At 66.0% G+C, this 25,286-nt stretch carries 23 protein-coding genes; 15 read left to right on the top strand and 8 right to left on the bottom strand.

Going from position 1 to position 25,286, the window contains the following annotated elements; all coding sequences use genetic code 11:
* Nucleotides 1–122 precede the first annotated feature (122 nt).
* Nucleotides 123–914 (top strand): dienelactone hydrolase family protein, encoded by a 792-nt coding sequence (locus CAL28_RS19215; protein ID WP_094842850.1) that lies wholly within the window; start codon nt 123–125, stop codon nt 912–914.
* A gap of 3 nt (nt 915–917) precedes the next feature.
* On the opposite strand, the gene CAL28_RS19210 is transcribed toward CAL28_RS19215, so the two are convergent.
* Nucleotides 918–2,579 (bottom strand): Na/Pi cotransporter family protein, encoded by a 1,662-nt coding sequence (locus tag CAL28_RS19210; RefSeq protein WP_094842849.1) that lies wholly within the window; start codon nt 2,577–2,579, stop codon nt 918–920.
* Nucleotides 2,580–2,798: 219 nt separating this feature from the next.
* Between CAL28_RS19210 and CAL28_RS19205 the strand changes: the two genes are divergently transcribed.
* Nucleotides 2,799–4,190: an L-serine ammonia-lyase gene (locus tag CAL28_RS19205; RefSeq protein ID WP_094844719.1), complete on the top strand. Its 1,392-nt coding sequence runs from the start codon at nt 2,799–2,801 to the stop codon at nt 4,188–4,190.
* 72 nt (nt 4,191–4,262) lie between these two features.
* Here the strand turns inward: CAL28_RS19205 and htpX are convergent, their stop codons facing one another.
* On the bottom strand, nt 4,263–5,141 hold the full coding sequence (gene htpX, locus CAL28_RS19200) for a protease HtpX (RefSeq protein WP_094842848.1): 879 nt from the start codon (nt 5,139–5,141) through the stop codon (nt 4,263–4,265).
* A gap of 181 nt (nt 5,142–5,322) precedes the next feature.
* Here htpX and CAL28_RS19195 point away from each other — a divergent pair, with 181 nt between their 5' ends.
* Entirely contained in the window at nt 5,323–6,204 is an 882-nt protein-coding gene (locus tag CAL28_RS19195; protein ID WP_094844718.1) for a DMT family transporter, read from the top strand.
* Entirely contained in the window at nt 6,201–7,052 is an 852-nt protein-coding gene (locus CAL28_RS19190) for a sulfurtransferase (RefSeq protein ID WP_094842847.1), read from the top strand. Before CAL28_RS19195 ends, CAL28_RS19190 begins: the two co-directional genes overlap by 4 nt.
* A gap of 121 nt (nt 7,053–7,173) precedes the next feature.
* On the opposite strand, the gene CAL28_RS19185 is transcribed toward CAL28_RS19190, so the two are convergent.
* Together CAL28_RS19185 and CAL28_RS19180 are read right to left on the bottom strand one after the other, a co-directional pair.
* Nucleotides 7,174–8,331, bottom strand: a complete 1,158-nt coding sequence (locus tag CAL28_RS19185; protein ID WP_094842846.1) for an aromatic ring-hydroxylating oxygenase subunit alpha — start codon at nt 8,329–8,331, stop codon at nt 7,174–7,176.
* A gap of 574 nt (nt 8,332–8,905) precedes the next feature.
* Entirely contained in the window at nt 8,906–9,871 is a 966-nt protein-coding gene (locus CAL28_RS19180; protein WP_094842845.1) for a Bug family tripartite tricarboxylate transporter substrate binding protein, read from the bottom strand.
* Nucleotides 9,872–10,181: 310 nt separating this feature from the next.
* On the opposite strand from CAL28_RS19180, the gene CAL28_RS19175 reads away from it, so the two are divergent.
* From CAL28_RS19175 to CAL28_RS19130, 10 genes are all read left to right on the top strand, one after another.
* Entirely contained in the window at nt 10,182–10,433 is a 252-nt protein-coding gene (locus tag CAL28_RS19175; protein ID WP_094844717.1) for an exodeoxyribonuclease VII small subunit, read from the top strand.
* A complete protein-coding gene (locus tag CAL28_RS19170) occupies nt 10,430–11,341 on the top strand; it encodes a polyprenyl synthetase family protein (protein ID WP_094842844.1) in 912 nt (303 codons plus the stop codon). Before CAL28_RS19175 ends, CAL28_RS19170 begins: the two co-directional genes overlap by 4 nt.
* Before the next feature lie 44 nt (nt 11,342–11,385).
* Nucleotides 11,386–13,275: a 1-deoxy-D-xylulose-5-phosphate synthase gene (gene dxs / locus CAL28_RS19165; protein WP_094842843.1), complete on the top strand. Its 1,890-nt coding sequence runs from the start codon at nt 11,386–11,388 to the stop codon at nt 13,273–13,275.
* A gap of 133 nt (nt 13,276–13,408) precedes the next feature.
* Nucleotides 13,409–14,224: a GTP cyclohydrolase FolE2 gene (folE2, locus tag CAL28_RS19160; protein WP_094842842.1), complete on the top strand. Its 816-nt coding sequence runs from the start codon at nt 13,409–13,411 to the stop codon at nt 14,222–14,224.
* Nucleotides 14,225–14,539: 315 nt separating this feature from the next.
* Complete coding sequence (gene rpsF / locus CAL28_RS19155) at nt 14,540–14,917, top strand: 30S ribosomal protein S6 (RefSeq protein ID WP_066638325.1); 378 nt, start codon at nt 14,540–14,542, stop codon at nt 14,915–14,917.
* Nucleotides 14,918–14,980: 63 nt separating this feature from the next.
* Nucleotides 14,981–15,298, top strand: a complete 318-nt coding sequence (priB, locus tag CAL28_RS19150) for a primosomal replication protein N (protein WP_094842841.1) — start codon at nt 14,981–14,983, stop codon at nt 15,296–15,298.
* 98 nt (nt 15,299–15,396) lie between these two features.
* Nucleotides 15,397–15,669 carry a 30S ribosomal protein S18 gene (rpsR, locus tag CAL28_RS19145; RefSeq protein WP_066352664.1) on the top strand — a complete coding sequence of 91 codons (273 nt, stop codon included), beginning with the start codon at nt 15,397–15,399 and terminating at the stop codon, nt 15,667–15,669.
* 13 nt (nt 15,670–15,682) lie between these two features.
* A complete protein-coding gene (rplI, locus tag CAL28_RS19140) occupies nt 15,683–16,138 on the top strand; it encodes a 50S ribosomal protein L9 (RefSeq protein WP_094842840.1) in 456 nt (151 codons plus the stop codon).
* 113 nt (nt 16,139–16,251) lie between these two features.
* Nucleotides 16,252–17,076, top strand: a complete 825-nt coding sequence (locus CAL28_RS19135) for a hypothetical protein (protein ID WP_094844716.1) — start codon at nt 16,252–16,254, stop codon at nt 17,074–17,076.
* 8 nt (nt 17,077–17,084) lie between these two features.
* On the top strand, nt 17,085–18,458 hold the full coding sequence (locus CAL28_RS19130) for a replicative DNA helicase (protein WP_094842839.1): 1,374 nt from the start codon (nt 17,085–17,087) through the stop codon (nt 18,456–18,458).
* Here the strand turns inward: CAL28_RS19130 and CAL28_RS19125 are convergent.
* On the bottom strand, nt 18,436–19,266 hold the full coding sequence (locus CAL28_RS19125) for an AraC family transcriptional regulator (protein ID WP_094842838.1): 831 nt from the start codon (nt 19,264–19,266) through the stop codon (nt 18,436–18,438). The genes CAL28_RS19130 and CAL28_RS19125 overlap by 23 nt on opposite strands.
* A gap of 189 nt (nt 19,267–19,455) precedes the next feature.
* Here CAL28_RS19125 and CAL28_RS19120 point away from each other — a divergent pair, with 189 nt between their 5' ends.
* Nucleotides 19,456–21,603 (top strand): TonB-dependent siderophore receptor, encoded by a 2,148-nt coding sequence (locus CAL28_RS19120; RefSeq protein WP_094842837.1) that lies wholly within the window; start codon nt 19,456–19,458, stop codon nt 21,601–21,603.
* Nucleotides 21,604–21,629: 26 nt separating this feature from the next.
* On the opposite strand, the gene CAL28_RS19115 is transcribed toward CAL28_RS19120, so the two are convergent.
* The 3 genes from CAL28_RS19115 to pdxA all read right to left on the bottom strand — a co-directional run bounded on the left by CAL28_RS19115 (nt 21,630) and on the right by pdxA (nt 25,279).
* Nucleotides 21,630–22,985, bottom strand: a complete 1,356-nt coding sequence (locus tag CAL28_RS19115; protein ID WP_094842836.1) for a 3-deoxy-D-manno-octulosonic acid transferase — start codon at nt 22,983–22,985, stop codon at nt 21,630–21,632.
* Nucleotides 22,986–23,190: 205 nt separating this feature from the next.
* Complete coding sequence (locus CAL28_RS19110; RefSeq protein ID WP_094842835.1) at nt 23,191–24,186, bottom strand: bile acid:sodium symporter family protein; 996 nt, start codon at nt 24,184–24,186, stop codon at nt 23,191–23,193.
* A 118-nt stretch (nt 24,187–24,304) separates the two neighbouring features.
* Complete coding sequence (pdxA, locus tag CAL28_RS19105; protein WP_094842834.1) at nt 24,305–25,279, bottom strand: 4-hydroxythreonine-4-phosphate dehydrogenase PdxA; 975 nt, start codon at nt 25,277–25,279, stop codon at nt 24,305–24,307.
* Nucleotides 25,280–25,286 lie beyond the last annotated feature (7 nt).

Genomic DNA, 25,286 nt, shown 5'->3' with positions numbered 1-25,286 from the left:
CCTGGGGGTTTCCAGCACGCATTAAGGGAATGCGCGGCATAATCGCCCGGAAGGCGCCGGGCGGCGCGCGCCGTGCGTTATGTCCGCTCCACGTGCCCAACCCCAAGAGTGAGGATACCGCCATGAGTTTTTCGCCCGCTGCAGGAACCGTCCAGAACACGGCCATTCACACCAGCCCGCAGGGCCTGACGCACGGCCTGATCGATTTGCCCGTGAAGGACGGCACGATTCCCGCCTACTACGCCGCCCCGGAAGGCAAGACCGACCTGCCCATCGTTTGCGTGGTGCAGGAAATCTTCGGCATACACGAGCATATCCAGGACGTGTGCCGGCGCCTGGCCAAGGAAGGCTACTTTGCCATCGCGGTCAATTTGTACGAGCGCCAGGGCGATGCATCCACCTATACCGACATTCCCAAGCTCATCCAGGATATCGTCGCCAAGGTGCCGGACGAACAGGTCATGGCTGACCTGGACGCCAGCGTGGCGTGGGCCGCCCAGCATGGCGGCGACGGCGAACGCATCGGTATCACCGGCTTTTGCTGGGGCGGACGCATTACGTGGATGTACACGGCCTACAGCCCCAAGGTAAAGGCGGGCGTGGCCTGGTACGGCAAGCTGACGCAAGGCCATGGCCCGCTGATCAAGCGCAACGCCGTGGACGTGACCAAGGAGCTGCACGGCCCCGTGCTGGGCCTGTACGGCGCCAAGGACACCAGCATCCCGCTGGAAGATGTCGAGACCATGAAAGCGCGCCTGGCCGAAGGCAACGAGCACGCGAAGGCGTCCAGGTTCGTGGTATATCCCGATTCCGGCCATGCCTTCCTGGCCGACTATCGTCCCAGCTACAACGAACAGGATGCCAAGGACGGCTGGCAGAAGATGCGCGACTGGTTCGCCCGCTACCTGAAGTAAGCGTCAGTTGGCCGATTCGCGCAGGCGGCTGGGCAGCAGTTCGCCCTCTTTGGCCAGCACCGGATAGGCTGCCGCCCCGACCAGGTAGGAGTTCACACCCTTCACATCGCGCAGGATGTCCAGGTACATCTGGCCGATCTCCGCTTCCTCGACCTGGCCGGATTTGATCTTCTGCAAGTGGGCTTCCGCGGCCTGGACCTCCAGGGCGCGGAAGCTTTCCTTTTCGCCGGCCAGGGCCCGCGCCTGCCGCAGATCGGCGTTGACGAACAGCGCCGCCGCGCGCCGCTCGTTGGTCAGCAGATGTCCCATCGATTCATCCAGCTGTTCGCGCTGTTCCGGCGCCAGCGTCCATCCCAGCTTGCGCAGGCGCGTCGCGTGGTTGAGCAGGCCGCCGTGGACGATGTCGGCGGCGTGGCCGATATTGCTGGCGAAGGCCAGGATTTCCTCCATGCGCTGGACGTCGTCGCTGGTCATGCTTTCGCGATCCAGCGTGGCCAGGTATAGCGTGATCGCCGTTTCCAGCTTGTCCATCGCGGCGTCCAGTTGCTTGGCCTGGGGCAGCCGATGCCGGTTGTCGCGCTTGAAGCCGGCGCGCGCCAGAGCCAGCAGGGTCTGCAGCATATCGGCCATGCGCAGGGCCTCGCGAGAGGCATTGCCCAGTGCCACCGCGGGGATGTCGTGTGCCGATTCGTCCAGGTATTGGGGACGCGCGGGATCGTCCGGATCGATCCGCTTGGGCAGCCAGCGCGTCAGCAAGGCGGCATAGGGCACCAGCAGCGGCAGGAAGGCCAGCGCGACGACGGCATTGAAAAGGGTATGGAAATTGGCGACCGCGCGGGCCGGGTCGTCCGACAAGGCTTTCATCCACGTGCCGACCCAGGGCAGCAGCAGCAGGCCCAGCACGACGCCGACGACGCGGGTCAGCAGGTTGCCCAGCGGTAGCCGGCGGGCGGCGGGGTCGTCGCCCGTGACGCCCTCGATCATGGGATTGATGGCCGTGCCCAGGTTGGCGCCCAGCACCATGGCGTAGGCCGCGTCCGGCGTGACCAGGCCGTGCGAGGCCATGGACATCAGCAGCACCACCACGGCCACGCTGGAATGCGCCGCCCATGTCAGGGCGGCGGCCATCAGCATCGCGGCGACGGGCTGGGTGGCCAGGGCCTGCAGCACGATGCGCAGCAGCGGTGCGGTCTGGAACGGCGCGAACAAGTCCACCAGGGAATGCAGCGAAATCAGCAGCAAACCCAGCCCGATGAAGACGCGCCCCAGGTCGCGCGTGCGGCCCGGCGGGTAGCGCCGGAACATCCACACGCCGAACAGGATCAGGATGGGAGCGAGTGCCGTCAGGTCGAAGGACAGGACCTGAACGATCAGCGTCGTGCCCACATTGGCGCCCAGCATGGCGGACAGCGCGGGTACCAGGCTGACCACACCGCCGGCGGCGAAGCCGGTAATCATCAGTCCCGTGGCGGTACTGCTTTGCAAGGCGGCGGTGATGCCAAGCCCGGCGGCGAAGGCGCGCAACCGCGTGCCCAGCGCCCTGCCCAGCACAGCCCCGAGCGCGGCGCCGAATGCCCGCTGCACGCCCGTCTGCACCATGTGGACGCCCCACAGCAGCAGGGCGACATAGCCGGCAAAGTCGAGCAGCGTCAGGATTCCGGACATACGTTCGTATTCAGGGGTAGGGGTTGGAAGACCGCGGTGCGCCGCGGACCAGAGGCAATGATCGCATGATTGTCCGCCTTGGGGACAGAGACGTTGAAAACGTTCTCATGCGATGTTGCGGTAGCTCCTTGCCGCCCCGCGATACCGCCGCGGCACCGCGGCTATCATAGCGGTGTGCCGGGACGCGGGGTTCCGGACGCTTGGTCTGTGGGAGCCATCGTGGCAGTTTCTGTCTTTGATCTGTTCAAGATCGGTATCGGTCCTTCCAGTTCCCACACGGTGGGGCCCATGCGCGCGGCATTGCTCTTCGCCCAGGGCCTGCAGCGTGACGGCCTGCTGGCCTCGGTAGCCAGCGTTCGGGCGGAGCTGTATGGCTCGCTGGGCGCCACCGGCAAGGGCCACGGAACAGACAAGGGCGTCATGCTGGGCTTGATGGGAGAAGCGCCGGATACCGTCGACCCCTCCGCCATCGGCGGCATGCTGCAGGCAGTCCGCGCCAGCCGCGAATTGCCCTTGCTGGGCCAGCATCGCGTGCCGTTCGTCGAAAAGGAGCATCTGCTTTTCTATCGCCGCGAAGCCATGGCGGAACATCCGAACGGCATGAAATTCCATGCCTTCGATGCCGCCGGCGCCTCCCTGCGCGAAGCACGCTATCTTTCCGTCGGCGGCGGCTTCGTCGTGACCGCCGGGGCGCCGAATAGCCAGGTCATCGCCGCGCACGACCAATTGCCGTTTCCCTTCCGCACCGGCCGCCAGCTCGTCGAGATGGCCGCTTCATCGGGCCTGAGCGTCGCCCAGCTGATGATGCGCAACGAACTCGCGTGGCGTAGCGAAGACGACGTCCGCGCCGGCCTGGACCGTATCTGGGATGTCATGCAGCGCTGCGTGGCGCGCGGTTGCGGCATCGACAATCCGGCGGCGGACGGCGAATTGCCAGGTCCGCTGCGCGTGCGCCGGCGCGCGCCCGAACTCTATCGCAGCCTGACCCAACGCGCCGAGCGCACGCTGTCGGATCCGCTGTCGGTCATGGACTGGGTCAACCTGTACGCCATTGCCGTCAACGAGGAAAACGCCGCCGGCGGTCGCGTCGTGACGGCGCCCACCAATGGCGCGGCCGGCATTATTCCGGCGGTGCTGCATTACTACGATCGCTTTGTTCCCGGTGCCACGCGCGAAGGCGTGCACGATTTCCTGCTGACCGCCGCGGCGATCGGCTTGCTCTATAAATTCAATGCTTCGATTTCCGGTGCCGAAGTCGGTTGCCAGGGCGAAGTCGGCGTGGCCTGTTCGATGGCGGCCGGTGCCCTGGCCGCCGTGCTGGGTGGGCGCGTATCCCAGGTGGAAAACGCCGCCGAGATCGGCATGGAGCACAACCTGGGCCTGACCTGCGACCCGGTGGGCGGATTGGTGCAGATACCCTGTATCGAACGCAATGCCATGGCATCGATCAAGGCGGTGAACGCCGCGCGCATGGCCTTGCGCGGCGACGGCCATCACTACGTCTCGCTGGACTCCGTCATCAAGACCATGCGCGAAACCGGCGCCGACATGAAGATCAAGTACAAGGAAACGGCGCGCGGCGGCCTGGCGGTGAACATCGTCGAATGCTAGGGCCCGTCGGCCTTGCAAGCCGCCTGGCGTCAATACGCCGACCGGGCCCGGTCCGCATGCCGCGGACGATGGCTATAGCGGCACGCGTTGCAGGGCGGCGATGCGCGACTGGATGGGCGGGTGCGAGGCGAACAGGGCGCTGATGGCGCCGCCGCCCGTAATGCCGGCCGCCTCGAAGGATTTCGGCAGCGCGCCCGGTTCCAGGCCACCCAACCGCGCCAGGGCCCGGATCATGGGGTCGCGCGAACTGAGCAAATGGGCCGAGCCGGCATCGGCGCGGTATTCCCGCTGGCGCGAAAACCACGCAACGATGATCGTGGCGACCACGCCGAACAGGATTTCGCAGACGATGACCGTGATGTAGTAGCCGGCACCCACGCCGCGTTCGTTGCGGAACACCGCCTTGTCGACGAAATAGCCGACGACGCGCGCCAGGAACACCACGAAGGTATTCACAACGCCCTGGATCAGGGTCAGCGTCACCATGTCGCCGTTGGCGATGTGGGCGATTTCGTGTCCGAGGACCGCCGTCACTTCTTCTTCCGTCATGCTTTCCAGCAGACCTGTGCTGACGGCCACCAGCGAATCGTTCTTGAACGCGCCCGTGGCGAATGCATTGGGGGCGCCTTCGTAGATGGCGACTTCCGGACGGCCGATGCCGGCGCGGTCGGCCAACTGGTGTACGGTATCCAGCAGCCAGGCCTCGCGCTGGTCGCGCGGCGCGTTCGGGTCGATGACGTGGGCGCCGGTGCTCCACTTGGCCATCGGCTTGCTGATCAGCAGCGAGATGATGGCGCCGGTGAATCCCACCACCAGCGAAAAGATCAGCAGGGCATTGATGTTCAGCCCGTTCGCCGTCAGAAAGCGGTCGACGCCCAGAATGCGCAGCGTGGCCGATAGCACGATCATGACGGCCAGATTGGTGAGCACGAACAAAACGATACGTTTCATGGTTTTTATGGTCCCTTTGCGAGCGATGTAGCTTTGACGGCCCCGGTGCGTCCAGGTTCCAAGGCGCGCGAGCCGGGCCGCTGCGGCGGACAATATGGCCGAAGCGGATGGACGCGGGGCAGGGGCCATCGCGGAGTATAGTAGCGCTTCCCATCAACCCTACGGTCCGCCGCTTTTTTCCATGCAGGCTCTCTGGATGTTGTTGGCGTCTCTTATGTTCGCCATCATGGGTTCCTGCGTGAAGCTGGCCACGGAACACAATTCGTCGCTGTCGCAGGTCGTGCTGTTTCGCGGGCTGCCCTCCGTGATCCTGCTGCTGGTGTGGGCCCGTGCCGGACGCCAGTCCATCATCCCGACCAGCTGGAAGCTTCACTTTTGGCGCAATCTGTCCGGCGTCAGCTCGATGTGGTTGGGATTCTTCGCCTTGTCGCATCTGCCGCTGGCGACGGCCACCAGCCTGACCTACACCTCGCCCTTGTTCATCGCCGCCTGGATGCTGGGCTGGGGTGGCGCGCGGCGCGATGTGGTCCGGGTTGTCTCGGTGGCGCTGGGGTTTCTTGGCGTTATCGCCGTCCTGCGTCCCAGTATCGGCCACGACCAATGGCTGGCGGCCTTGCTGGGCCTGGCCTCGGGGGCCTCGGCCGCGGTGGCCATGATGCAGATACGCCAGCTCGGCCGCATCGGCGAACCCGAATGGCGGACCGTCCTGTTCTTTTCGTGCGCCGTTTGCGTAAGCAGCGTGGCCGGCCTGGCGTCCGAGGGCTGGGGCGATACCGATCTGGCTGGCTACACCGCGTTAAGCGGCATCGGGCTGTCGGGGCTGTTCGGACAGTTGGCGGTGACGCGCGCCTTTGGGCTGGGCTCGGCCCTGTTGACGGCGGCGCTGCAGTACACCACCATCATTTTTGCCGCCATCCTTGGGATGGCGTTCTGGCACGACCATCTGGACGATATGGCGTGGCTGGGCATGGGATTGATTATCGCCGCCGGCTTGATGTCGATCTGGCGCACGATGCGCGAATCGCGGACAGCGGCGACGTCCAACCGGGAGAAACAGGCATGACTTCGATGAGCTTGATGTCCGTCTCGCAATTGGCGAGCCGGCTGAATGACGCCGACGTGCGCGTATTCGACGTGCGCCACGATCTGGGCGATTTTTCGGCGGGACGACGCCAGTTCGAGGAATCGCACATCGCGGGCGCGCATTTCCTGGACAACGAACGCGAACTGGCCGGCGCGCATACCGGCCGCAACGGCCGTCATCCGCTGCCGGATCGCGCCGCCCTGGCCAGCCTGATGGCCGCACACGGCGTGGGGCCGGAAACCCTGGTGGTGGGCTACGACGCCAGCGGCGGCCAATTCGCGGCGCACCTGTGGTGGCTGCTGCGCTGGATCGGCCACGGCCGCGTCGCGGTGTTGGATGGCGGTTGGCAGGCTTGGAAGGCGGCGGGGTTGCCCATGGCCAGCGGGGCCGTGCCGGCGCCGGCCGCGGGTGCCGCCGCCGCGCCGCGTCCGCCGCTGGTCGAGGCCGTGGACGCCGACGCCGTCTTGGCTAATCTGGGCAGCCATGCCTTCACCGTGGTCGACGCCCGCGCCGCGGCCCGCTGGCGCGGAGAAGTAGAACCCATCGATCCTGAGGCCGGTCGTATACCCGGCGCGCTGAATCGTCCGTACACCGACAATCTGAAAGAAGACGGCTCCTTCAAGTCGCCCGACCAGCTGCGCCAGGAATTCCAGGCCGTGCTGGGTAACCGCGCGCCTTCGTCCATCGTGCACCAGTGCGGCTCCGGCATTACCGCGTCGGCCAATCTGTTCGCCATGGAGGTCGCCGGCATGCGCGGATCGCGTCTGTATCCCGGATCCTGGAGCGAGTGGATCAGCGATCCGTCCCGTCCACGCGAAAAGGGCTGAGGCAAGTCGGCCCCGGGGGGCTTTTTGCCTTGGGGCGGCCCGGCGGCAAAAAACAAAGCAAGTAAACAAACGGCGCCATGAAGTCATGGCGCCGTTTGTCCGATTGCCGGGTGGCGTGTCGTCAGGGGTGGGGGTCGGTTTCCGCCATGATGCGGCGGTACCACTCATGGAAGTGCTGCATGCCGTCTTCCATCGGAGATTGGTATGGTCCGGCTTCGGTGACGCCGCGGTCGTGCAGCGCCTTGCGGCCGGCATCCATCCGTTCGGCGATTTCGTCGTCTTCCACGGCGGTTTCCATGTACGCCGCTTGTTGTGCTTCGACGAATTCGCGTTCGAATGCGACAATTTCCTCCGGGTAATAAAACTCCACCACGTTCAAGGTGTCCTGCGGGCCGCGGGGATGCAGCGTGGACAGCACCAGCACATGCGGGTAGACCTCGATCATGTGGGTGGGGAAGTAGGTCGCCCAGATGGCACCGAAGTCCGGCGTTTCGCCCTGGCGGAAGTCCAGCACCCGATCGTGCCAGGCGCGGTAGACATCCGAGCCCGGATTGGCCAGGGCCTGGTGCACCCCGACCCGCTGCACGCTGTGCCAGGACCCGAAGTCCCAGGTGAGGTCGTCGCAGGTAACGAAGCGGCCCAGGCCGGGGTGGAAGGGGCCGACGTGATAGTCCTCCAGATAGACCTCGATGAAGGTCTTCCAGTTGTAGTTGCACTGGTGGATCTGGACGCGATCGAGCACATAGTCGCCGAAATCGAATTCCGGTCGCGCGAACAGGCCGCCGATGTCCTGCAGCGGATCGCGCGGACCTTCGAACAACAGGCCGTGGCAGTCACGCAGGCGGAAGCGGTCCAGCCTGGCGCACGGTGTGCTGTCGAACTGTGGAGCGCCCAGCAGTTCGCCCTGGGCGCTGTAGGTCCAGCGGTGCAGGGGGCAGACGATATTGCCCCCCGTGGCCCGGAGATTGCCGGCCGTATTGGCATTGCCCGCGACATTGCCCGCCACGCCGCCCAGCATCAAGGCTTGGCGGTGGCGGCAGACATTTGAGATGAGTTCTATCCCCTGGGGGGTATGGACAAGGGCACGTCCACCTTTTTCCTGGACCAGCGTGCGCCAATCGCCGACTTCCGGCACCATTTTGCGGTGGCCGACGTAGAGCGCGGATTGTTTGAAAATGAGTTCTTGCTCGCGCTTGAAGCGGGCTTCGTCAAAGTATGCGCTGACGGGTAGCTGGGTGCGAGCTGGCACGAACTGCGCCATCCGACCAATGTCGGTCATGATTCCCTCCGCCCGGATAAAAAAGCCAGGACGGCACGAATCCGTTCTGGCGCGAAGAAAAATCGGTCTGGCCGATCGAAAATTACATCCGCATTGTACCCCAGGCGCTACAAGCGCGCCCGCGCGGCCGCCCGGAGGGCGCGTGGCCCTCCCTTGGGGAGGGGTCGCGCAGCGACAGGAGGGCTAACTCCCACGCGCCCGCGCGGCCGTCCGGAGGGCGCGTGGCCCTCCCTTGGGGAGGGGTCGCGCAGCGACAGGAGGGCTAACTCCCACGCGCCCGCGCGGCCGTCCGGAGGGCGCGCGGGCCTCCCTTGGGGAGGGGTCGCGTAGCGACAGGAGGGCTAACTCCCGCGCGCCCGCGCGGCCGCCCGGAGGGCGCGCGGCCCTCCCTTGGGGAGGGGTCGCGTAGCGACAGGAGGGCTAATTCCCGCGCGCCCGCGCGGCCGCCCGGAGGGCGCGCGGCCCTCCCTTGGGGAGGGGTCGCGCAGCGACAGGAGGGCTAATTCCCACGCGCCCGCGCGGCCGCCCGGAGGGCGCGCGGCCCTCCCTTGGGGAGGGGTCGCGCAGTGCTTCTTTACTGCAGAACCACGTGGGCTTGCTGCACGAGTTTCTGGACGACCGGCTGTTCGGCCTTGATCTGGGCGGTCAATGCTTCCGGGGTGCCCGAGGCGGGCTGTATCCCCATATCCAGCATTTTTTTCCGGACGGTTTCGTCCTTCAACGCATCGGCCAGCGCGGCGCGCAGCTTGGCCAGGGCTTCCGGGGACGTATGCCGGGGGGCGACGAAGCTGAACCAGGCGGTGATGTCGAACTTCGGATAGCCTTGTTCGGCCAGGGTGGCCAGCTTGGGCTCGGTGTCCAGGCGTTGCGGACTGGTGATGCCGAAGACGTTGACCTTGCCCGCGTTGGCCTGCGGCATCCCGGTCGCGACCATGTCGAAGAAGATGTCCACGTCGCCGGCGATCAGGGCCGGCAGCGCCTGCGTGGCGCCCTTGAAGGGAACGTGCAGCATGTCCGTCCCGGTCAGGCTCTTGAACTCTTCGGCGGCCAGGTGCGACGAGGTGCCCGGACCGAAGGTGGCGAAGGTGACCTTGCCGGGATGCTGGCTCGCGTACTGGACCAGCTCCTTCGTGTTTTTGAACGGCGCCTTGGGGCTGGCCAGCAGCACCAGCGGCCCGATGCCGACCATGCCGATGGGGTCGAAGCCGTCCGGATCGTACGGCAGTTCCTTGTAGAGATAGCGATTCGTCACCAGCGTGGAGTTGGTGGCCATGAGGATGGTGTAGCCGTCGGCGGGCTCGCGCTGGACGAACGACGCACCGATGCTTGTGCCGGCGCCCGCGCGGTTTTCCACCACCATGGCGACGCCCAGGTCCTTGCCCATGCGTTCGGCCAGCAGCCGCGTCAGGACATCGGTGGCCCCTCCGGCGGGGAAGGGCGACACGACCTTGATGGGCCGGGCCGGATAGGTTTGTGCCTGCACGGCGGTGCAGGTGGCGGCCAGCAGGGCCGCGGCGATGACTTTGCCCCAGGAAGGCATTGGTATTCCCCTTTGTTTTATCTACGCCGGGCGTGCCCCGGCCAACGTGTTGCCCATCGGTCGGCGCGCCGCGATCCCGAACGACGCGCTGCCGGCCGCCGGGTCGATGTAACGCCAGGCGCACGACTATAAGAAGCGCCCGGCGGGAACGCAATCGGGGATGCCCTGGGGCCCGGCGGCCGCGATCTCGTACAATCCCAGGATTACCCACAAGCCAGCCTTACCGGAGACACGCTTGGCCCCAACGCAAGCCGATCCGCGCGATGATTCCCCCACGCCGAGCAACCGCCCCGACGCGCAGGACGCGACCATGAACCGCGGTGCGTCCGCGCTGCCGCAGGATTTCGAAACCGCCCTGGCCCAGCTCGAAGCACTGGTCTCCGCCATGGAAGACGGTTCGCTCCCGCTGGAGGAATCGCTCGCGGCCTATCGCCGCGGCGTGGAGCTGACGCGCATCTGCCAGGAGCGCCTGGCCCAGGCCGAACAGCAGGTACGCGTCCTCGAAGGCGACCTGCTGCGCCCTCTGGATCCGGGCGCGCTGGATGACGAATCGAACGGATGAAGCAATCGCATCTCGCTTTCCAGGACTGGCTGTCGGACCGCGCCGCGCATATTGAACGGACGCTGGATGAACTGCTGCCTCCCGCGGACGCCGTGCCCGCGCGCCTGCATGAAGCCATGCGCTATGCCGTGCTGGGCGGCGGCAAGCGCGTGCGCGCCGCGCTTGTCTATGCGGCCGGCCAGGCTTGCCCGATCAGCGGTCATGCCGCCGCGGTGGAAGCTTCGCTGGATCGCGCCGCGGCCGCGGTGGAGCTGATACACGCGTATTCGTTGGTGCACGACGATCTGCCCTGCATGGACGACGACACCCTGCGGCGCGGGCGCCCCACCACGCACGTGCAATACGATGAGGCCACCGCGATGCTGGTGGGAGATGCCTTGCAGCCGCTGGCCTTCGAGCTGCTTTCCGAAATGCCGATCGCGCCTGCGCTGGTCGTGCAGGCGACGCGGGCGCTGGCGCGCGCGTCCGGCAGCCTTGGCATGGCCGGCGGGCAGGCCATCGATCTGGAAAGCGTGGGCCGCGCGCTGGATCGCGACGCATTGCAGACCATGCATGGCATGAAGACCGGTGCCATGCTGGCCGTCAGCGTGGCGCTGGGCGGCATCGTATCCGGGGCCAGCTCCAGCGCGCGCCAGGCCCTGGACGACTACGCGCAGGCCATGGGCCTGGCCTTCCAGGTAGTTGACGATATCCTGGACGTCACGGCGGACTCGGGCAGGCTGGGCAAGACCGCGGGCAAGGACGCCGCGGACAACAAGCCGACCTATGTTTCACTGATGGGCCTGGAGCAGGCGCGCGCCTTGGCGCAAGACTTGCGGCAAGCCGCCCTGCAGGCCCTGACCCCATTGGGCGAAGGACGCGCGCGGCTGGCGGAACTGGCCGATTTCATCGTATTGCGGGACCGTTGATGCACGCCCCGGCGTGATCGGCCTCGCCCTTGGTTGCGGAAAGCATGACCACTGAATTACTGGAAACCATCGATAGCCCCGCGGATCTGAAGCGACTGGACCGCCGCGCGCTGAAAAAGCTCGCCGACGAGCTGCGCGCCTTCATTCTGGCCTCGGTTTCCCGCACCGGCGGACATCTGTCGTCCAATCTGGGCACGGTGGAGCTTACGTTGGCGCTGCACTATGTGTTCGACACGCCGCACGACCGCGTGGTCTGGGATGTGGGGCACCAGTCCTATCCGCACAAGATCCTCACCGGCCGGCGCGAGGGCATGGCCCATTTGCGCCAGGCCGGCGGTATCTCCGGTTTCCCGCGCCGTTGCGAATCCGAATACGACGCCTTCGGCACCGCCCATTCCTCCACCTCCATTTCGGCGGCCCTGGGCATGGCGGTGGCATCGCGCAACGCCGGCGTATCGCGCCAGCACATCGCCGTGATCGGCGACGGCGCCATGTCGGCGGGCATGGCCTTCGAGGCCATGAACAACGCGGGCGTCACGCCCGGCATCAACCTGCTGGTGATCCTGAACGACAACGACATGTCGATCTCGCCACCGGTCGGGGCATTGAATCGCTACCTGGCCCGCCTGATGTCCGGCCGCTTCTACGCGGCCGCCAAGAATGTCGGCAAGGCCGTGCTGCAGCACGTGCCGCCGGTACTGGAACTGGCCCGGCGCATCGAGGAGCATGCCAAGGGCATGGTCACGCCCGCGACGCTCTTCGAGGAATTCGGGTTCAACTACGTGGGGCCGATCGATGGGCACGACCTCGACGCGCTGGTGCCGACCCTGCAGAACCTGAAAGCGCTTCAGGGCTTGCAATTCCTGCACGTCGTGACGCGCAAGGGCCAGGGCTACAAGCTGGCCGAGGCCGACCCCGTGCTGTATCACGGTCCCGGCAAGTTCGATCCCGCGGTCGGCATCGTGCCGGCCAAGTCGCCAGCCAAGATGACCTTTACCCAGGTCTTCGGCCAATGGCTGTGCGATATGGCGGAACAGGATGAGCGCCTGGTGGGCATCACGCCCGCCATGCGCGAGGGCAGCGGGCTGGTGGAATTCGAGCGCCGTTTCCCGTCGCGCTACTTCGATGTCGGTATTGCCGAGCAGCATGCCGTCACCTTCGCCGCCGGACTGGCCTGCGAGGGACAGAAGCCGGTGGTGGCGATTTATTCGACCTTCATGCAGCGCGGCTACGACCAGTTCATCCATGACGTCGCGCTGCAGAACCTGGACGTGACCTTCGCGCTGGACCGGGCTGGCCTGGTAGGGGCGGATGGCGCCACCCACGCCGGCAATTACGACATCGCTTTTCTGCGCTGCGTTCCCAATATGGTCGTGGCCACGCCTTCGGACGAGGCCGAGGCCCGCCTGCTGCTGACCACCTGTTATCGCCACGCCGGCCCCGCCTCGGTGCGCTACCCGCGCGGCGGCGGCCGTGGCGCGGCGGTGCCTGCCGGCCTGGACGAAGTGCCGCTGGGCAAGGGCATCGTGCGGCGCCATGGCGCCAGGATCGCCATCCTGTGCTTCGGCACCCTGCTGCCGGCGGCGCAGAAGGCGGCCGAAGCGCTGGACGCGACGGTGGCGGATATGCGCTTCGTCAAACCGCTGGACGAGGCGCTGGTCCACGAGCTGGCCTCGAGCCACGATGCCCTGGTGACCATCGAGGAAGGCGCCATCATGGGCGGCGCGGGCAGCGCCGTCTGCGAAGCCTTGAATGCCGCCGGTATCGCCATGCCCGTATTGCAGCTGGGCCTGCCGGATCGCTTCATCGACCACGGGGAGCAACAAGCCCTGCTGGCCGGGGTGGGCCTGGATGCCGCGGGTATCGAGGCCGCCGTGCGGTCGCGTTTCGGCACGTTGCTGGCTCGGCCGCTGCCCAAGGTAAATCACGGATAAAGCCCGGCCGGAACGCCCGGAAACCTGTCGGGAAAAGGGTTTTCCCGGGCCCGCGCGTCGTGTTGGGCGATAATGCTCGTCCATCGACACTCGAGACGGTGCTCCGGAAGCACGTTTGTCACAGGCCAGAACTATGAATTCCCCCATCGACCCCGCCCTCGTCATGCCGGACATCCAGAGTTCGGCCGATACGCGGCATATTCCTATCCAGCGCGTCGGGATACGTGGCGTGCGCCATCCCATGCTGGTTCAGGCCGCGGACGGCGGCGCCATGGCAACGGTCGCCAACTGGACCTTGACGGTGGCGTTGCCCGCCGAAGAGAAGGGCACTCACATGTCCCGCTTCGTCGCGCTGCTGGAAAAGTATCGCAGCACGCCCATGACGCCGGCCTTGTTCCGGGTGATGGCGCGGGAAATGTTGCCCTTGCTGCATGCCGAGCGTGGCGATATCACGGCGGCCTTTCCGTATTTCATCAACAAGTCCGCGCCCGTTTCCGGGGTGCAGAGCCTGATGGACTACGAGATCCAGTGGGTCGCCCGTGCCGCCGGGGAAGAGGTCGAATTCGAATTGATCGTGCAGGTGCCGCTGACCAGCCTGTGCCCCTGTTCCAAGGCGATTTCGGAATACGGCGCCCATAACCAGCGCTCCCACGTGACCGTGGCGGCGCTGATCGACGATGAAGTGGGCGTCGACGCCCTCATCCGGCTGATCGAGGACGAAGGTTCCTGCGAAGTCTGGGGCCTGCTCAAGCGTCCGGACGAAAAGTTCGTCACGGAACGCGCCTACGACAATCCGAAGTTCGTCGAAGATCTCGTTCGCGACGTGGCGGCACGTCTGTCCGTGCGTCCCGGCGTGGCCCGTTACCGCGTGGAAGCCGAAAACTTCGAGTCCATCCACAACCATTCCGCCTACGCGGTGGTGGAAGGCGAAGGCCCGGCCGCGGCCTGACCGTAAGGCCGGCGACCCTGCCGGCGTGGCCGGCGCGGTCGGCGCGGCGATTCCCGCCGCATTTCCCCGTCCGCAAGGGTGCCGGCGGGCCGCCGGTACGCCGGCTCGCCTTGCCCGCCCCGCAAGGGCGGTCCCGTTGTGCGAACGCGACGGGAGTTTGTGCGGTTGCACAATCACTCGATTCCGGCGATAATCGAGGGCTTTCCTGCTCGACTGTCCACATTGGGCGGCGGGCTGCCCCCCGGGCCGGGGCGGCGGTTGGGCGCAGTTCGCCCATTTCCGCGCGGCGCGGGACATCCACCAGGAGTTTTACCCATGCGTCACTACGAAGTAGTGTTCATCGTTCATCCCGACCAGAGCGAGCAAGTGCCCGCCATGGTCGAACGGTATCAGTCGCTGGTTACCGGCCAGGGCGGTACCGTGCACCGTCTGGAAGACTGGGGCCGCCGTCAACTGGCTTATCCCATCCAGAAGCTGGTCAAGGCCCACTATGTGTGCCTGAACATCGAATGCAATCAGTCCACGCTGGACGAGCTGGAGCATTCCTTCCGCTACAACGATGCCGTCCTGCGCCATCTGGTCATCAAGACCAAGAAGGCCCAGACCGGTGCCTCGATCATGATGAAGTCGGTCGAGCGCGAAGAAGCCCGCAAGGCGTCCGCGGAAGCGGTTGTCCCCCAGGCTGCTGAATAAAACGGTTTTCGAGGGCAGGACGTTCCGCCCACGACACCGGCAACCCGGCTCGGCCGGCAAGCGATGAACGAAACAGCGTTAAGCGCCCAGGTTCTTGAAAGAGAGCCGCTGCGGCACACTCCCGCCGGGATTCCCGTGCTGGAGATGTTGCTGGAACATGTGTCGGAAGTGATCGAGGCTGGCCACCCGCGCCGCGTCGAACTGACGATACAGGCGGTCCTGATGGGCGACCTGGCGCTGATGCTGGCGGATATCCAGCTGGGTACGTCGCTGCAGGTGCAAGGCTTTCTGGCTCCGGTTCGCCAGGGGGCGGTCAAGCTGAAGCTGCATGTGCAGCGCGCGACCAGGTTGTCGACCGGCGGGGATCCACTGGTGGCCTGATGGGCCGCCTGGACACCGGGCAGGAACGATGGGGCAGGGAACGCCTGCATAGGTAAGGATTACGGGTCCACGACCCACACGAAATCAAGAGGCACATCATGGCTTTCTTTGGCAAGCGCAAGGAAAAACGCAAGTTCACGCAGCAGAATCCGCTGTTCAAGCGCCGCAAGTTCTGCCGCTTCACGGCGGCTGGCGTGGAAGAGATCGACTACAAGGATCTGGACACGCTGCGCGACTTCATCCAGGAAAACGGCAAGATCATTCCGGCTCGCCTGACCGGCACGAAGGCGCATTACCAGCGTCAGCTCGACACCGCCATCAAGCGCGCGCGCTTCCTGGCGCTGTTGCCGTACACCGATAACCACAATTGATCCGGAGATCGCGATGGAAGTGATCCTGCTCGAAAAAGTCCCCGGCAAGGGCAACCTGGGCGACAAAGTCCGTGTCCGTGACGGTTTCGCCCGCAATTGGCTGATTCCCCAGAAGAAGGCGCAACGCGTCACGCCCAAGGTGCTGGAAGCGTTCGAAGCGCGCCGCGCCGAGCTCGAAAAGGTGCAGGCCGAAAAGCTGGCCGCCGCGCAAACCGTGGCTGACCGCCTGAATGGCCAGCAGGTCAAGATCCAGCAGAAGGCCGGTGTCGACGGCCGCCTGTTCGGCTCCGTGACCAGCGGCGACATCGTCGCTGCCCTGCACAAGGCTGGCTACGACTCGGTGGAGAAGGCCAACGTGCGCCTGCCCTCCGGTCCGCTGAAGGCCATCGGCGAATACCCGATCCAGATCAGCCTGCACGCGGATGTGTTGGTGGAAGTCACCGTCGTGGTCGAAGGCGAAATCGCCTAAGACCCCTCGCGCCAGCGGGCCTCTGTGCGTACGCCGCTGGCCCGCATGCGGCAAAGGAAGCCGGCCTGGTGCCGGCTTCTTTTTTGTACCTTCACTTTTATCAAGGCCCGCGTTTGAGTTCGCCGCCTGAACACGATTCCCCGCCTGCCGGCCTGCATGATTGGCTGGTGCGGGCCAAGCAGACGACCCTGCCGTCCGTCGACGAGGTCAGGATCGATGGCGTATGGTGCGTGGTCAAGTACCGCCGTCCCGGCGTGCGTGGCGCCCTCAGTTACGTCCTGCGCTATATCCGGGCCGCATTGCTGGCCCTGGGCTGCAAGCTGGTCCTGGGAGAATTTCCCAATCCCCGCGTCCTGCTGCGCAATGGCCTGGACTACGAGGCCGAACGGCTGCGGCGCCTGCGCGCGGCGAATTGCCGGGTGCCGGACATCTGGTGGGAAGAGCCCGGATTGCTGGTCCTGGAACACGTGGGGACCGACCTGAACGCCTTGCTTCGCCATGGCACCGACGAGGCGCGTATCGCGCTTGCGGCGCAGGCCGGCCGCGACCTGGCGGAATTCCACAAGCAGGGTTTTTGCCACGGCGGCGCGCAGATCCGCAATCTGACCATCCGCGGCAAGGAGATGTGGCGTATCGATTTCGAGGAAAACATCGGCGAGGCCTTGTCCCGCCCCCTGGGCCAGGCCTATGACCTGTTCCAGATGTTGGCCTCGATGCTGTCCATGCGCAATCTGCCAGCTGCAATCATGCCCCGGCTCGGTCAGGTTATGCTGACGACTTACTTCGAAGCCAATCCGGATCCCGACGTGCGCGTCCGCCTGTTGCGCCTGGGCCGTTTCCTGCGCGGCGCGGCCTGGCCGCTACGGCCGCTGCAAGGATGGCTACGTTCGCGTGACATCCAGGGATTTTTTCGTGTTGCCGATATGTTGCGACCATGAATGAACCGATGAACGCTTCCGCCGATACCTCGCTCGACTACCTGCGGGTGCCCCCGCATTCCATCGAGGCCGAGCAATCCGTGCTGGGTGGACTGCTGCTGGATAACGCGGCGTGGGACCGGATCGCCGACGTGCTGGTGGAAGAAGACTTCTATCGTCACGACCATCGCCTGATCTGGCAGCACATCGCCCGGCTGGTGGGGTTGGCGCGGCCCGCCGACGTCATTACCGTGCACGAATCGCTGGTCAGCGCGGGCAAGGCCGACGACGTCGGCGGCATCGCCTATCTGAACTCGCTGGCGCACAACACGCCGTCGGCGGCCAACATCCGCCGGTATGCGGAAATCGTGCGCGAACGCGCGACCCTGCGCAAGCTGGTTTCCATCGCCGACGAAATCTCCGCGGCTGCCCTGAATCCGCAAGGCAAGGAAGCCCGCCAGTTGCTGGACGAGGCCGAATCCAAGGTGTTCAAGATCGCGCAGGAAGGCGCGCGAGGATCGGCCGGCTTCCAGGAAATCCAGCCCTTGCTGACCCAGGTGGTGGAGCGCATCGACGAGCTTTACCACCGCGACACCGATTCGGACGTTACCGGGGTGCCGACCGGTTTTACCGATCTCGACAAGATGACTTCGGGCCTGCAGCCGGGCGACCTGGTGATCGTCGCGGGGCGCCCGTCCATGGGCAAGACCTCGTTCTCGATGAACATCGGCGAGCACGTCGCCATCGAGCAGGGCTTGCCGGTGGCAGTGTTCTCCATGGAAATGGGCGCGGTGCAGCTGGCCATGCGTATGCTCGGTTCGGTCGGCATGCTGGACCAACACCGCATGCGGACAGGAAAGCTGATTGCCGAGGATTGGCCGCGCGTCACCCATGCGGTGCAGATGATGCAGGACGCGCAGGTCTACATCGACGAAACGCCGGCGCTCAGCGCGATGGAAGTGCGGGCGCGGACGCGCCGGCTGGCGCGCCAGTGCGGCCAGCTGGGACTGATCATCATCGATTACCTGCAGCTGATGTCCGGCAGCGGCGGCGGGGAAAACCGCGCCACGGAAATCTCCGAAATCAGCCGCTCGCTCAAGGGCCTGGCCAAGGAGCTGAACTGCCCGCTGATCGCGCTGTCGCAGTTGAACCGCAGCCTGGAACAGCGCCCCAACAAGCGGCCGGTGATGAGCGACCTGCGCGAATCCGGCGCTATCGAGCAGGACGCCGACGTGATCCTGTTCATCTACCGGGACGAGGTGTACAACCCGGACTCCCCGGACAAGGGCACGGCCGAGATCATTATCGGCAAGCAGCGTAACGGGCCGATCGGCACCGTGCGCCTGACCTTCCAGGGCATGAGCACCCGCTTCCTGAATTTCACAGCCGGCCCTCAGTATTGATGTCCCCGCCGCGACCCGCTGCGTGGGCATGCCGCACGTAGCGTTGCGGTGGCGCTCCCAGCGCGCGATGGAACATGGTGCTGAAGGCGTTCGGCGTTGCGTAGCCCAGATTGCGCGCCACGCTGGCGACCGGGGTACCCAGCGATAGTTGGCATATCGCTTCGGCCAGCCGCAATTGCTGCCGCCATTGGCCGAACGTCAGCCCGGTTTCGCGTTTGAACAAGCGGCCCAGCGTCCGCATGCTGGCGCCCACCTGCATGCCCAGCGCGTCCATCGTCGCGCCACTGCCGGGCGTCGCCATCAAAAGTTCGCACACCTTCAACAGCCGCTTGTCGCGCGGCAGCGGCAGCTTGCCGTGCTCCAGCGCGGGCGCCTGTTGCAGTTGGCGCAGCAACAGGGGAACGCATAGCGCGGCGTTGCTGTCCGGCGCATATTCCGGCGGGTCGTCCAGCATGGCCAGGATCAGCTCCCGGAGGAGGGGCCCGACCGCGATATGGCGGCACTCCGTCCATAGCCAGGGCGCCGTGTCGGGTTCGATGCGCAGGGCGCGCAGCGGTACGTGGCCGACCATATGCAGCTCATGGTCCACGCCGGGCGCGATCCAGAAGGCGTCCGTGGGCGCCACCGTCCATGCCCCCTGGGGCGTGAGCACGCGCACTACGCCCCGCAGTGCGTGCACCAGTTGTCCCTGTTCGTGGCTGTGCCAGATCTCCCGGCTGCCATGCGGGTAGTCGAACTGGTAGGCCATGACCGGCCGCTTCAGCCGTTGATAGCCCGGCGCGAATCGGCGTCTCCAGATGTTGTCCATTTTCCGCAGCTTTATCGATGAAGTTCCTGCTTCGGTCTGAACCTGGCCTTTGCGGGAACGAAATTGACCACAAGACGGGAAGTTTACCGTGTCAAATGCGAATGATTGTGATTAACGACATCTTATCGTGATGCAAGCGAACGGAGCCCGTCCTTTTCGCCTTGCCTCGCCCAGCGGAGCCGCTCCTGTATGCCCGTATCTCCCATTCCACGTCCCGCACGGATATCCGCCTTCGCGCTTGTACTGGCGGGGAGCCATACCGTCCTGGCGCAATCGCAGGAGATCCGGCAGTTGCCGGTCGTCAGCGTGACAGGCGACGCGATCGAGACGGCGGACGGGCCGGTGCCGGGTTATGTGGCCAGGCGCAGCAGCGCGGGCAGCAAGACGGATACGCCGTTGGTGGAGACACCGCAGTCCGTCTCGGTGGTGACGCGGCAGCAGATGGACGACCAGGCGGCCCAGACGGTCGACCAGGCGCTGCGCTACGTCCCCGCGGTATATAGCCAGGACAACGATCTGCGCTTCGATCAACTGACCATACGCGGCTTTGCCGCGGACTCGTATCTGGACGGCATGAAGCTGAACCGCACGACGTGGTTCGCCAATCCCCGCATCGATCCGTACTTCCTTGAGCGCATCGATGTCCTGCGCGGTCCGGCATCGGTCCTGTATGGGCAGGCCAGTCCCGGCGGCCTGATCGACATGGTATCCAAGCGGCCCACCGCCGAGCCACTGCATTCCATCGAGATGGGCATCGGCAACGACCAGCGCTATCAGCTCGGTTTCGACCTCGGAGGTCCGGTGGACCAGGACGGTAAATGGCTTTATCGCGTGACCGGGCTGGGCCGCGATGCCAATACCCAGACCGACCATGTGAAGGAACAGCGCATCGGCATCGCGCCGGCGCTGACCTGGCAGCCCAGCGGGGACACGCGCCTGACATTCCTGGGCAGTTACCAGTATGACCCGGAGGGCGGACTGTTCAACCCCGTCCCGGCCTACGGCACGGTGCGCTGGAATCCCAACGGCAGGCTGCATCCCGGCGACTACCTTGGCAATCCGGACACCGATCGTTTCCGGCGCACGCAGTATTCGGCCGGCTACTTGCTGGAGCACCGGTTCAACGACCTGCTTCAGGTACGGCAGAACGTGCGCTATCTGCACGACGACGTCGACTACTACCAGACCTCCTTGTCCAGTCCGCTGGCGCCGGACGAGCGCAGCGCCTATATGTGGGCCAACGTCAACCGCGAACACCTGTCGCAATTCACCATCGACAACCAGGCACAGTTCGATTTCGGCACCGGGGCCGTGCGGCATACGGTGCTGGCTGGACTGGACTACCAGTACTTGCAGAACGACATCCGGCGCGGCGGGCAATTTCTGTCCAACTATCCCATCGATATCTTCAGGCCGGATTACACGGGCTACCCGCGCGTGCCGATAACGGTGGACGAGACCACGCGCCTGGCGCAGGTCGGCGCCTATTTGCAGGAGCAACTGCGCTGGGAACGCTGGGTATTGACCCTGGGCGGACGCGAGGACTATGCCAGCACGCGCGACGTACAGGACAACGCCATCACGGGGGCCGGCATGGTCTCCAGCCGGACCGGCGATCATGCGTTCACATGGCGCGGGGGATTGAGCTACAGGTTCGACAATGGCATCGCGCCCTACGCCAGCTATTCGACGTCCTTCCAACCGCAAAGCGGCACGGACTGGAGCGGTGATCCTTTCATCCCGACCCGCGGCAAACAGTATGAGCTGGGCATCAAGTTCCAGCCGGACACGATGCGCAGCTATGCGACGGTGGCGGTGTTCGATCTGCGCCAGACGAACGTCGTGACGCCGGATCCCGATCCCGATCATCCGCAGGCATCGGTGCAGTCGGGCGAGATCCGTTCACGCGGACTGGAGCTGGAAGCCCATGCCGAGCTGACGCGCGAGCTCAACGTGATCGCCTCATATGCGTATCTGGATAACGTCGTGACCAAGGCGAACAACGCCACGCAGGACAAGCACCCCACCGGCATACCGAAGCATATGGCGTCGACGTGGGCCGACTACACGATACATGGCGGCGAGTTGAATGGGCTGGGGTTCGCGGCGGGCGTCCGGTATGTCGGCCGGACTTATGGTTCGGCGGATAACGACCTCGTGCTGCCGGCGCGCGTGCTGGTCGATGCGGCGGTCCATTACGACACGGGGCGTTGGCGGCTTGCCCTGAATGCCAGCAACCTGTTCGATAAGCAATACCTGGCGTACTGCACCAGCCCCATGATCTGCTACTGGGGGGCGTCGCGCACCGTGCTGGCGACGGCGCGCTATCAGTGGTGATGGCAAAGAACCGATAAGGGCGGCTTCTAGAAAAGGAACTGCAGCGCCGGAATGCTGCTTGCCACGGCGCCCACTTTGCCCGGGATGATGCGGCGTTCCGCCAGCAGTTGCGCGACTTCGCGGACGGTTCGCTCGACGGCGCCGCGATGGGAGGCAACGTAGCGCTGGCCCGCGGCGACCATGTCGGCGCGGGCCGTGGCGTTCGCCGTCAGCTCGATGGCGATATCCAGGGCGGCCGAGGGATCCGGGGCGCGCAAGGCCGCGCCGGCGACGATGGCTTCCCGCGTGAACTGCATGAAGTTGTTGGCGTGCGGGCCCACCACGACCGGGGTGCCGACGGCGCAGGGTTCGATCAGGTTCTGGCCACCGGTCGCGATGAAGCTACCGGCCACAATGGCAACGTCGGCCGCGGCATAGTAGGCCGGCAGTTCTCCCATGCTGTCGCCGAGCAGGACCTGCAGGCCCTCCGGTAGCGGACGCAGCAGGTCGATGGCCGTGCGGCGCGTCCAGTTCAGGCGCGTATGCGCCAATTGCGCGGCTACGGCGTCGAAGCGTTCGGGATGGCGAGGCACGATGACGAGCAATGGAAGGTCGCGGCCTTCGCGGAACCAGGCACGGCCGGCGTAGGCCTGGATAAAGGCGGCTTCCTCGCCGTCGTGCGTGCTCGCGACGATCACTGCCGGGCGTTGCCACATCTGGCGCCAGGTGCGGCCCAGCGCTGCCTGGTCCAGCGGCACCGCCACGTCGAATTTGATGTTGCCGCAGACCTGCACGTTACGCGCGCCGCTGGCCCGCAGGCGTGCCGCGTCGTGCTGGGTTTGCGCCAGGACGCGGTCCAGCCCGGCATAGGCATCCCGCAGGACGCGGCCCGCATACCGGCCACGCCGGGCGGAACGCTCGGACAGCCGCGCGCTGGCCAGGATCATCGGCACGCCGCGCGTGCCCGCTTCGTGGATCATGGTGGGCCAGACTTCGCGTTCGATCAGGATGCCGCACGAGGGCGCGATCTCGTCCAGGAAGCGCCGGCAGGCGCCCGGCGTGTCGTAGGGCAGCCAGGCCTGGCGCAGCTGCCCCGATTCGATCGCCATGCCGAACAGGCGGGCGCCTTCGCGCCGGCCGGTAGCGGTGGTGTGGGTGAGGATGACGGGCCAGCGGCGCTGGAGCAGTGCCTGGACCAGCGGTTGCGCGGCGCGGGTTTCACCCAGGCTGAGCGCATGGATCCAGACCGGCGCTACGCCGCTGGGGGGCAGGGCGTAGCCGAAGCCGAAGCGCTCCCAGAGCGCGGCGCCATGCAGCGCATCGGACCGGCCGCGCGCCAGGGCACGGGCCGCAAGGACGGGGGCGCAGGCGCGCAGGAGGCAGGCGTATGTAGTGCGATTCATGCTGGCGGACCCTGAGATTGCCCACAAGGAATGAGCAGGGTCCAGCATGCATGGGCTGCATGTCCGCCGATTTACAGGCGCGTGTCAGCCACTTTACGGAGAGATGACCGGATCTTTACAACGGCACCGCCTTATTGGCGCGACCGGATCCGCGCGACGCCGCCGCCGACCGGCGCGCCCGGATACCGGCCGGCGCCGGGTGCGATCAGTCGTCGCCGTGACCGTGGCCGTCGCCGGCGGGGCGCTTGGCGAAGCGGCCGGCCAGCACGCCGCACACCATCAGCTGTATCTGGTGGAACATCATCAGCGGCAGCACGATGGCGCCGACGGCATGGCCGGCGAACAGCACCTGGGCCATCGGGATGCCGCTGGCCAGGCTTTTCTTCGAGCCGCAGAACATCAGCGTGATGCGATCCGGCGTACTGAAGTGCATCGCGCGGCCGAACAGGCTGGTCACCCCGAGCGCGACCGCCAGGATGACGCCGCAGGCGACGATAAGCCCCAGCAGCGCCGGGATGGGCGTGTTGTGCCACAGCCCTTCGTTGACCGCTTCCGAGAAAGCCGTATATACGACCAGCAGGATCGAACCCTGGTCGACGATCTTGAGCAGCGACTTGCGCTTATGCACCCAGCCACCAATCCAGCGACGCAGGATCTGGCCCAGCACGAAAGGCAGCAGCAGTTGCAGCATGATCTTGCCGATGGCATCCAGGGACACCGGTGCGTTGCTGGCGTTCACGACGACCAGGCCGACGGCCAGGGGCGTAATGAATATACCCAGCAGGCTGGATGCCGACGCGCTGCATACCGCGGCCGGTACGTTGCCGCGCGCCATCGAGGTGAAGGCGATCGCCGATTGCACGGTGGCGGGCAGGCAGCACAGGAACATGATGCCCAGGTAAAGCTCTGGCGTTACCAGGGGCGTCAATACCGGCTTGAGCAGCAGGCCGATGAGCGGGAACAGGACGAACGTTGTCGTGAATATCAGGCCGTGCAGGCGCCAGTGCGTGATGCCTGCGACGATGGCATCGCGCGACAGGCGCGCGCCATGCAGGAAGAACAGCAGCCCCACGGCGATATCGGTGATGTCGTTGAAGATCGGCAGGCCTTTGCCGTGGGCGGGGAGCAGGCTGGCGATAATGACGGTGGTGACCAGAAACAGCGTGAAGCGGTCTGGCAGGAAGCGAGTCAAGCGATTCATGGGGCTGCAGCGGAAGGGCCGTCATGCCGGGCGCGAGCGGCGCCAGCCGGCCGTGAGGGGAAGTGTGTAACGGCGGTTATTGTAGTCCGAGAGTTTTGCCGAATCTTTCAACCAGCTGTCACGCCGGGGTCATCGCCAGCGCGAGGTCGAAGGCGGCAACCAGCGAGGTGGGATCGGCAACGCCCTGCCACGCGATGTCGAAGGCCGTGCCATGGTCGACGCTGGTACGCACGAAGGGCAAGCCGACGGTGACGTTGACGCCTTCCTCGACGCCCAGGTACTTGACGGGGATCAGGCCCTGATCGTGGTATTGCGCCACGACAATGTCGAAATCGCCGCGCCGGGCCCGCATGAAGATGGTGTCGCCGGGCCACGGGCCGCTGGCATCCATGCCCTCCTGGCGAGCGGCCTGGATGGCCGGCGCGATGATATCGATTTCCTCGCGGCCGAATTTGCCGTCCTCGCCCGCATGCGGGTTCAGGCCGGCCACCGCGATGCGGGGACGTGCAATGCCCATCTGCAGGCAGGCCGCGTGGGCCAGGCGGATGGCCCGCAGCTCCGACGCCACGGTGATGCCGGAAAACACGTCGGACAGCGCGACGTGGATGGTGACCAGCAGGACACGCAATTCGCGGTTCGCCAGCATCATGGCGAAGTCGCGCGTGCCGCTGCGCTCGGCCAGGATCTCGGTGTGGCCCGGATAGTCCACGCCGGCCGCATGCATGGATGCCTTGTTCAGCGGCGCGGTGACGATGGCGCGGATACGGCCCGCCATGGCGTCGTCGATGGCCGCGCATACATACTCGTATGCGGCGCGTCCGGCCTCTGCGCTGACCTGGCCCGGCGGCAGGGTGGCGGGCAGGGCGGGATGGCAGGCCACGACCTGGATGACGCCGGCGCGCGGTTGCGCCCGGGCGGCATCGGGAATTTCCTCGATATCCAGGCGTGCGCCGAGCAGCGCGGCGGCGCGCCGCAACGCGCCGGCATCGCCATAGACGATGGCCGGCGCGGCCAGGCCCTGGGCCAGTGCCTGGACGACGATTTCCGGGCCGATGCCGGCCGCGTCGCCCATGGTGATGCCGACGGGCAGCATTGACGCG

The sequence above is a fragment of the Bordetella genomosp. 11 genome (assembly GCF_002261215.1).
In the GTDB taxonomy this organism is placed as follows: Bacteria; Pseudomonadota; Gammaproteobacteria; order Burkholderiales; family Burkholderiaceae_B; genus Bordetella_C.
This window is presented reverse-complemented; position numbering and strand designations above follow the sequence as displayed.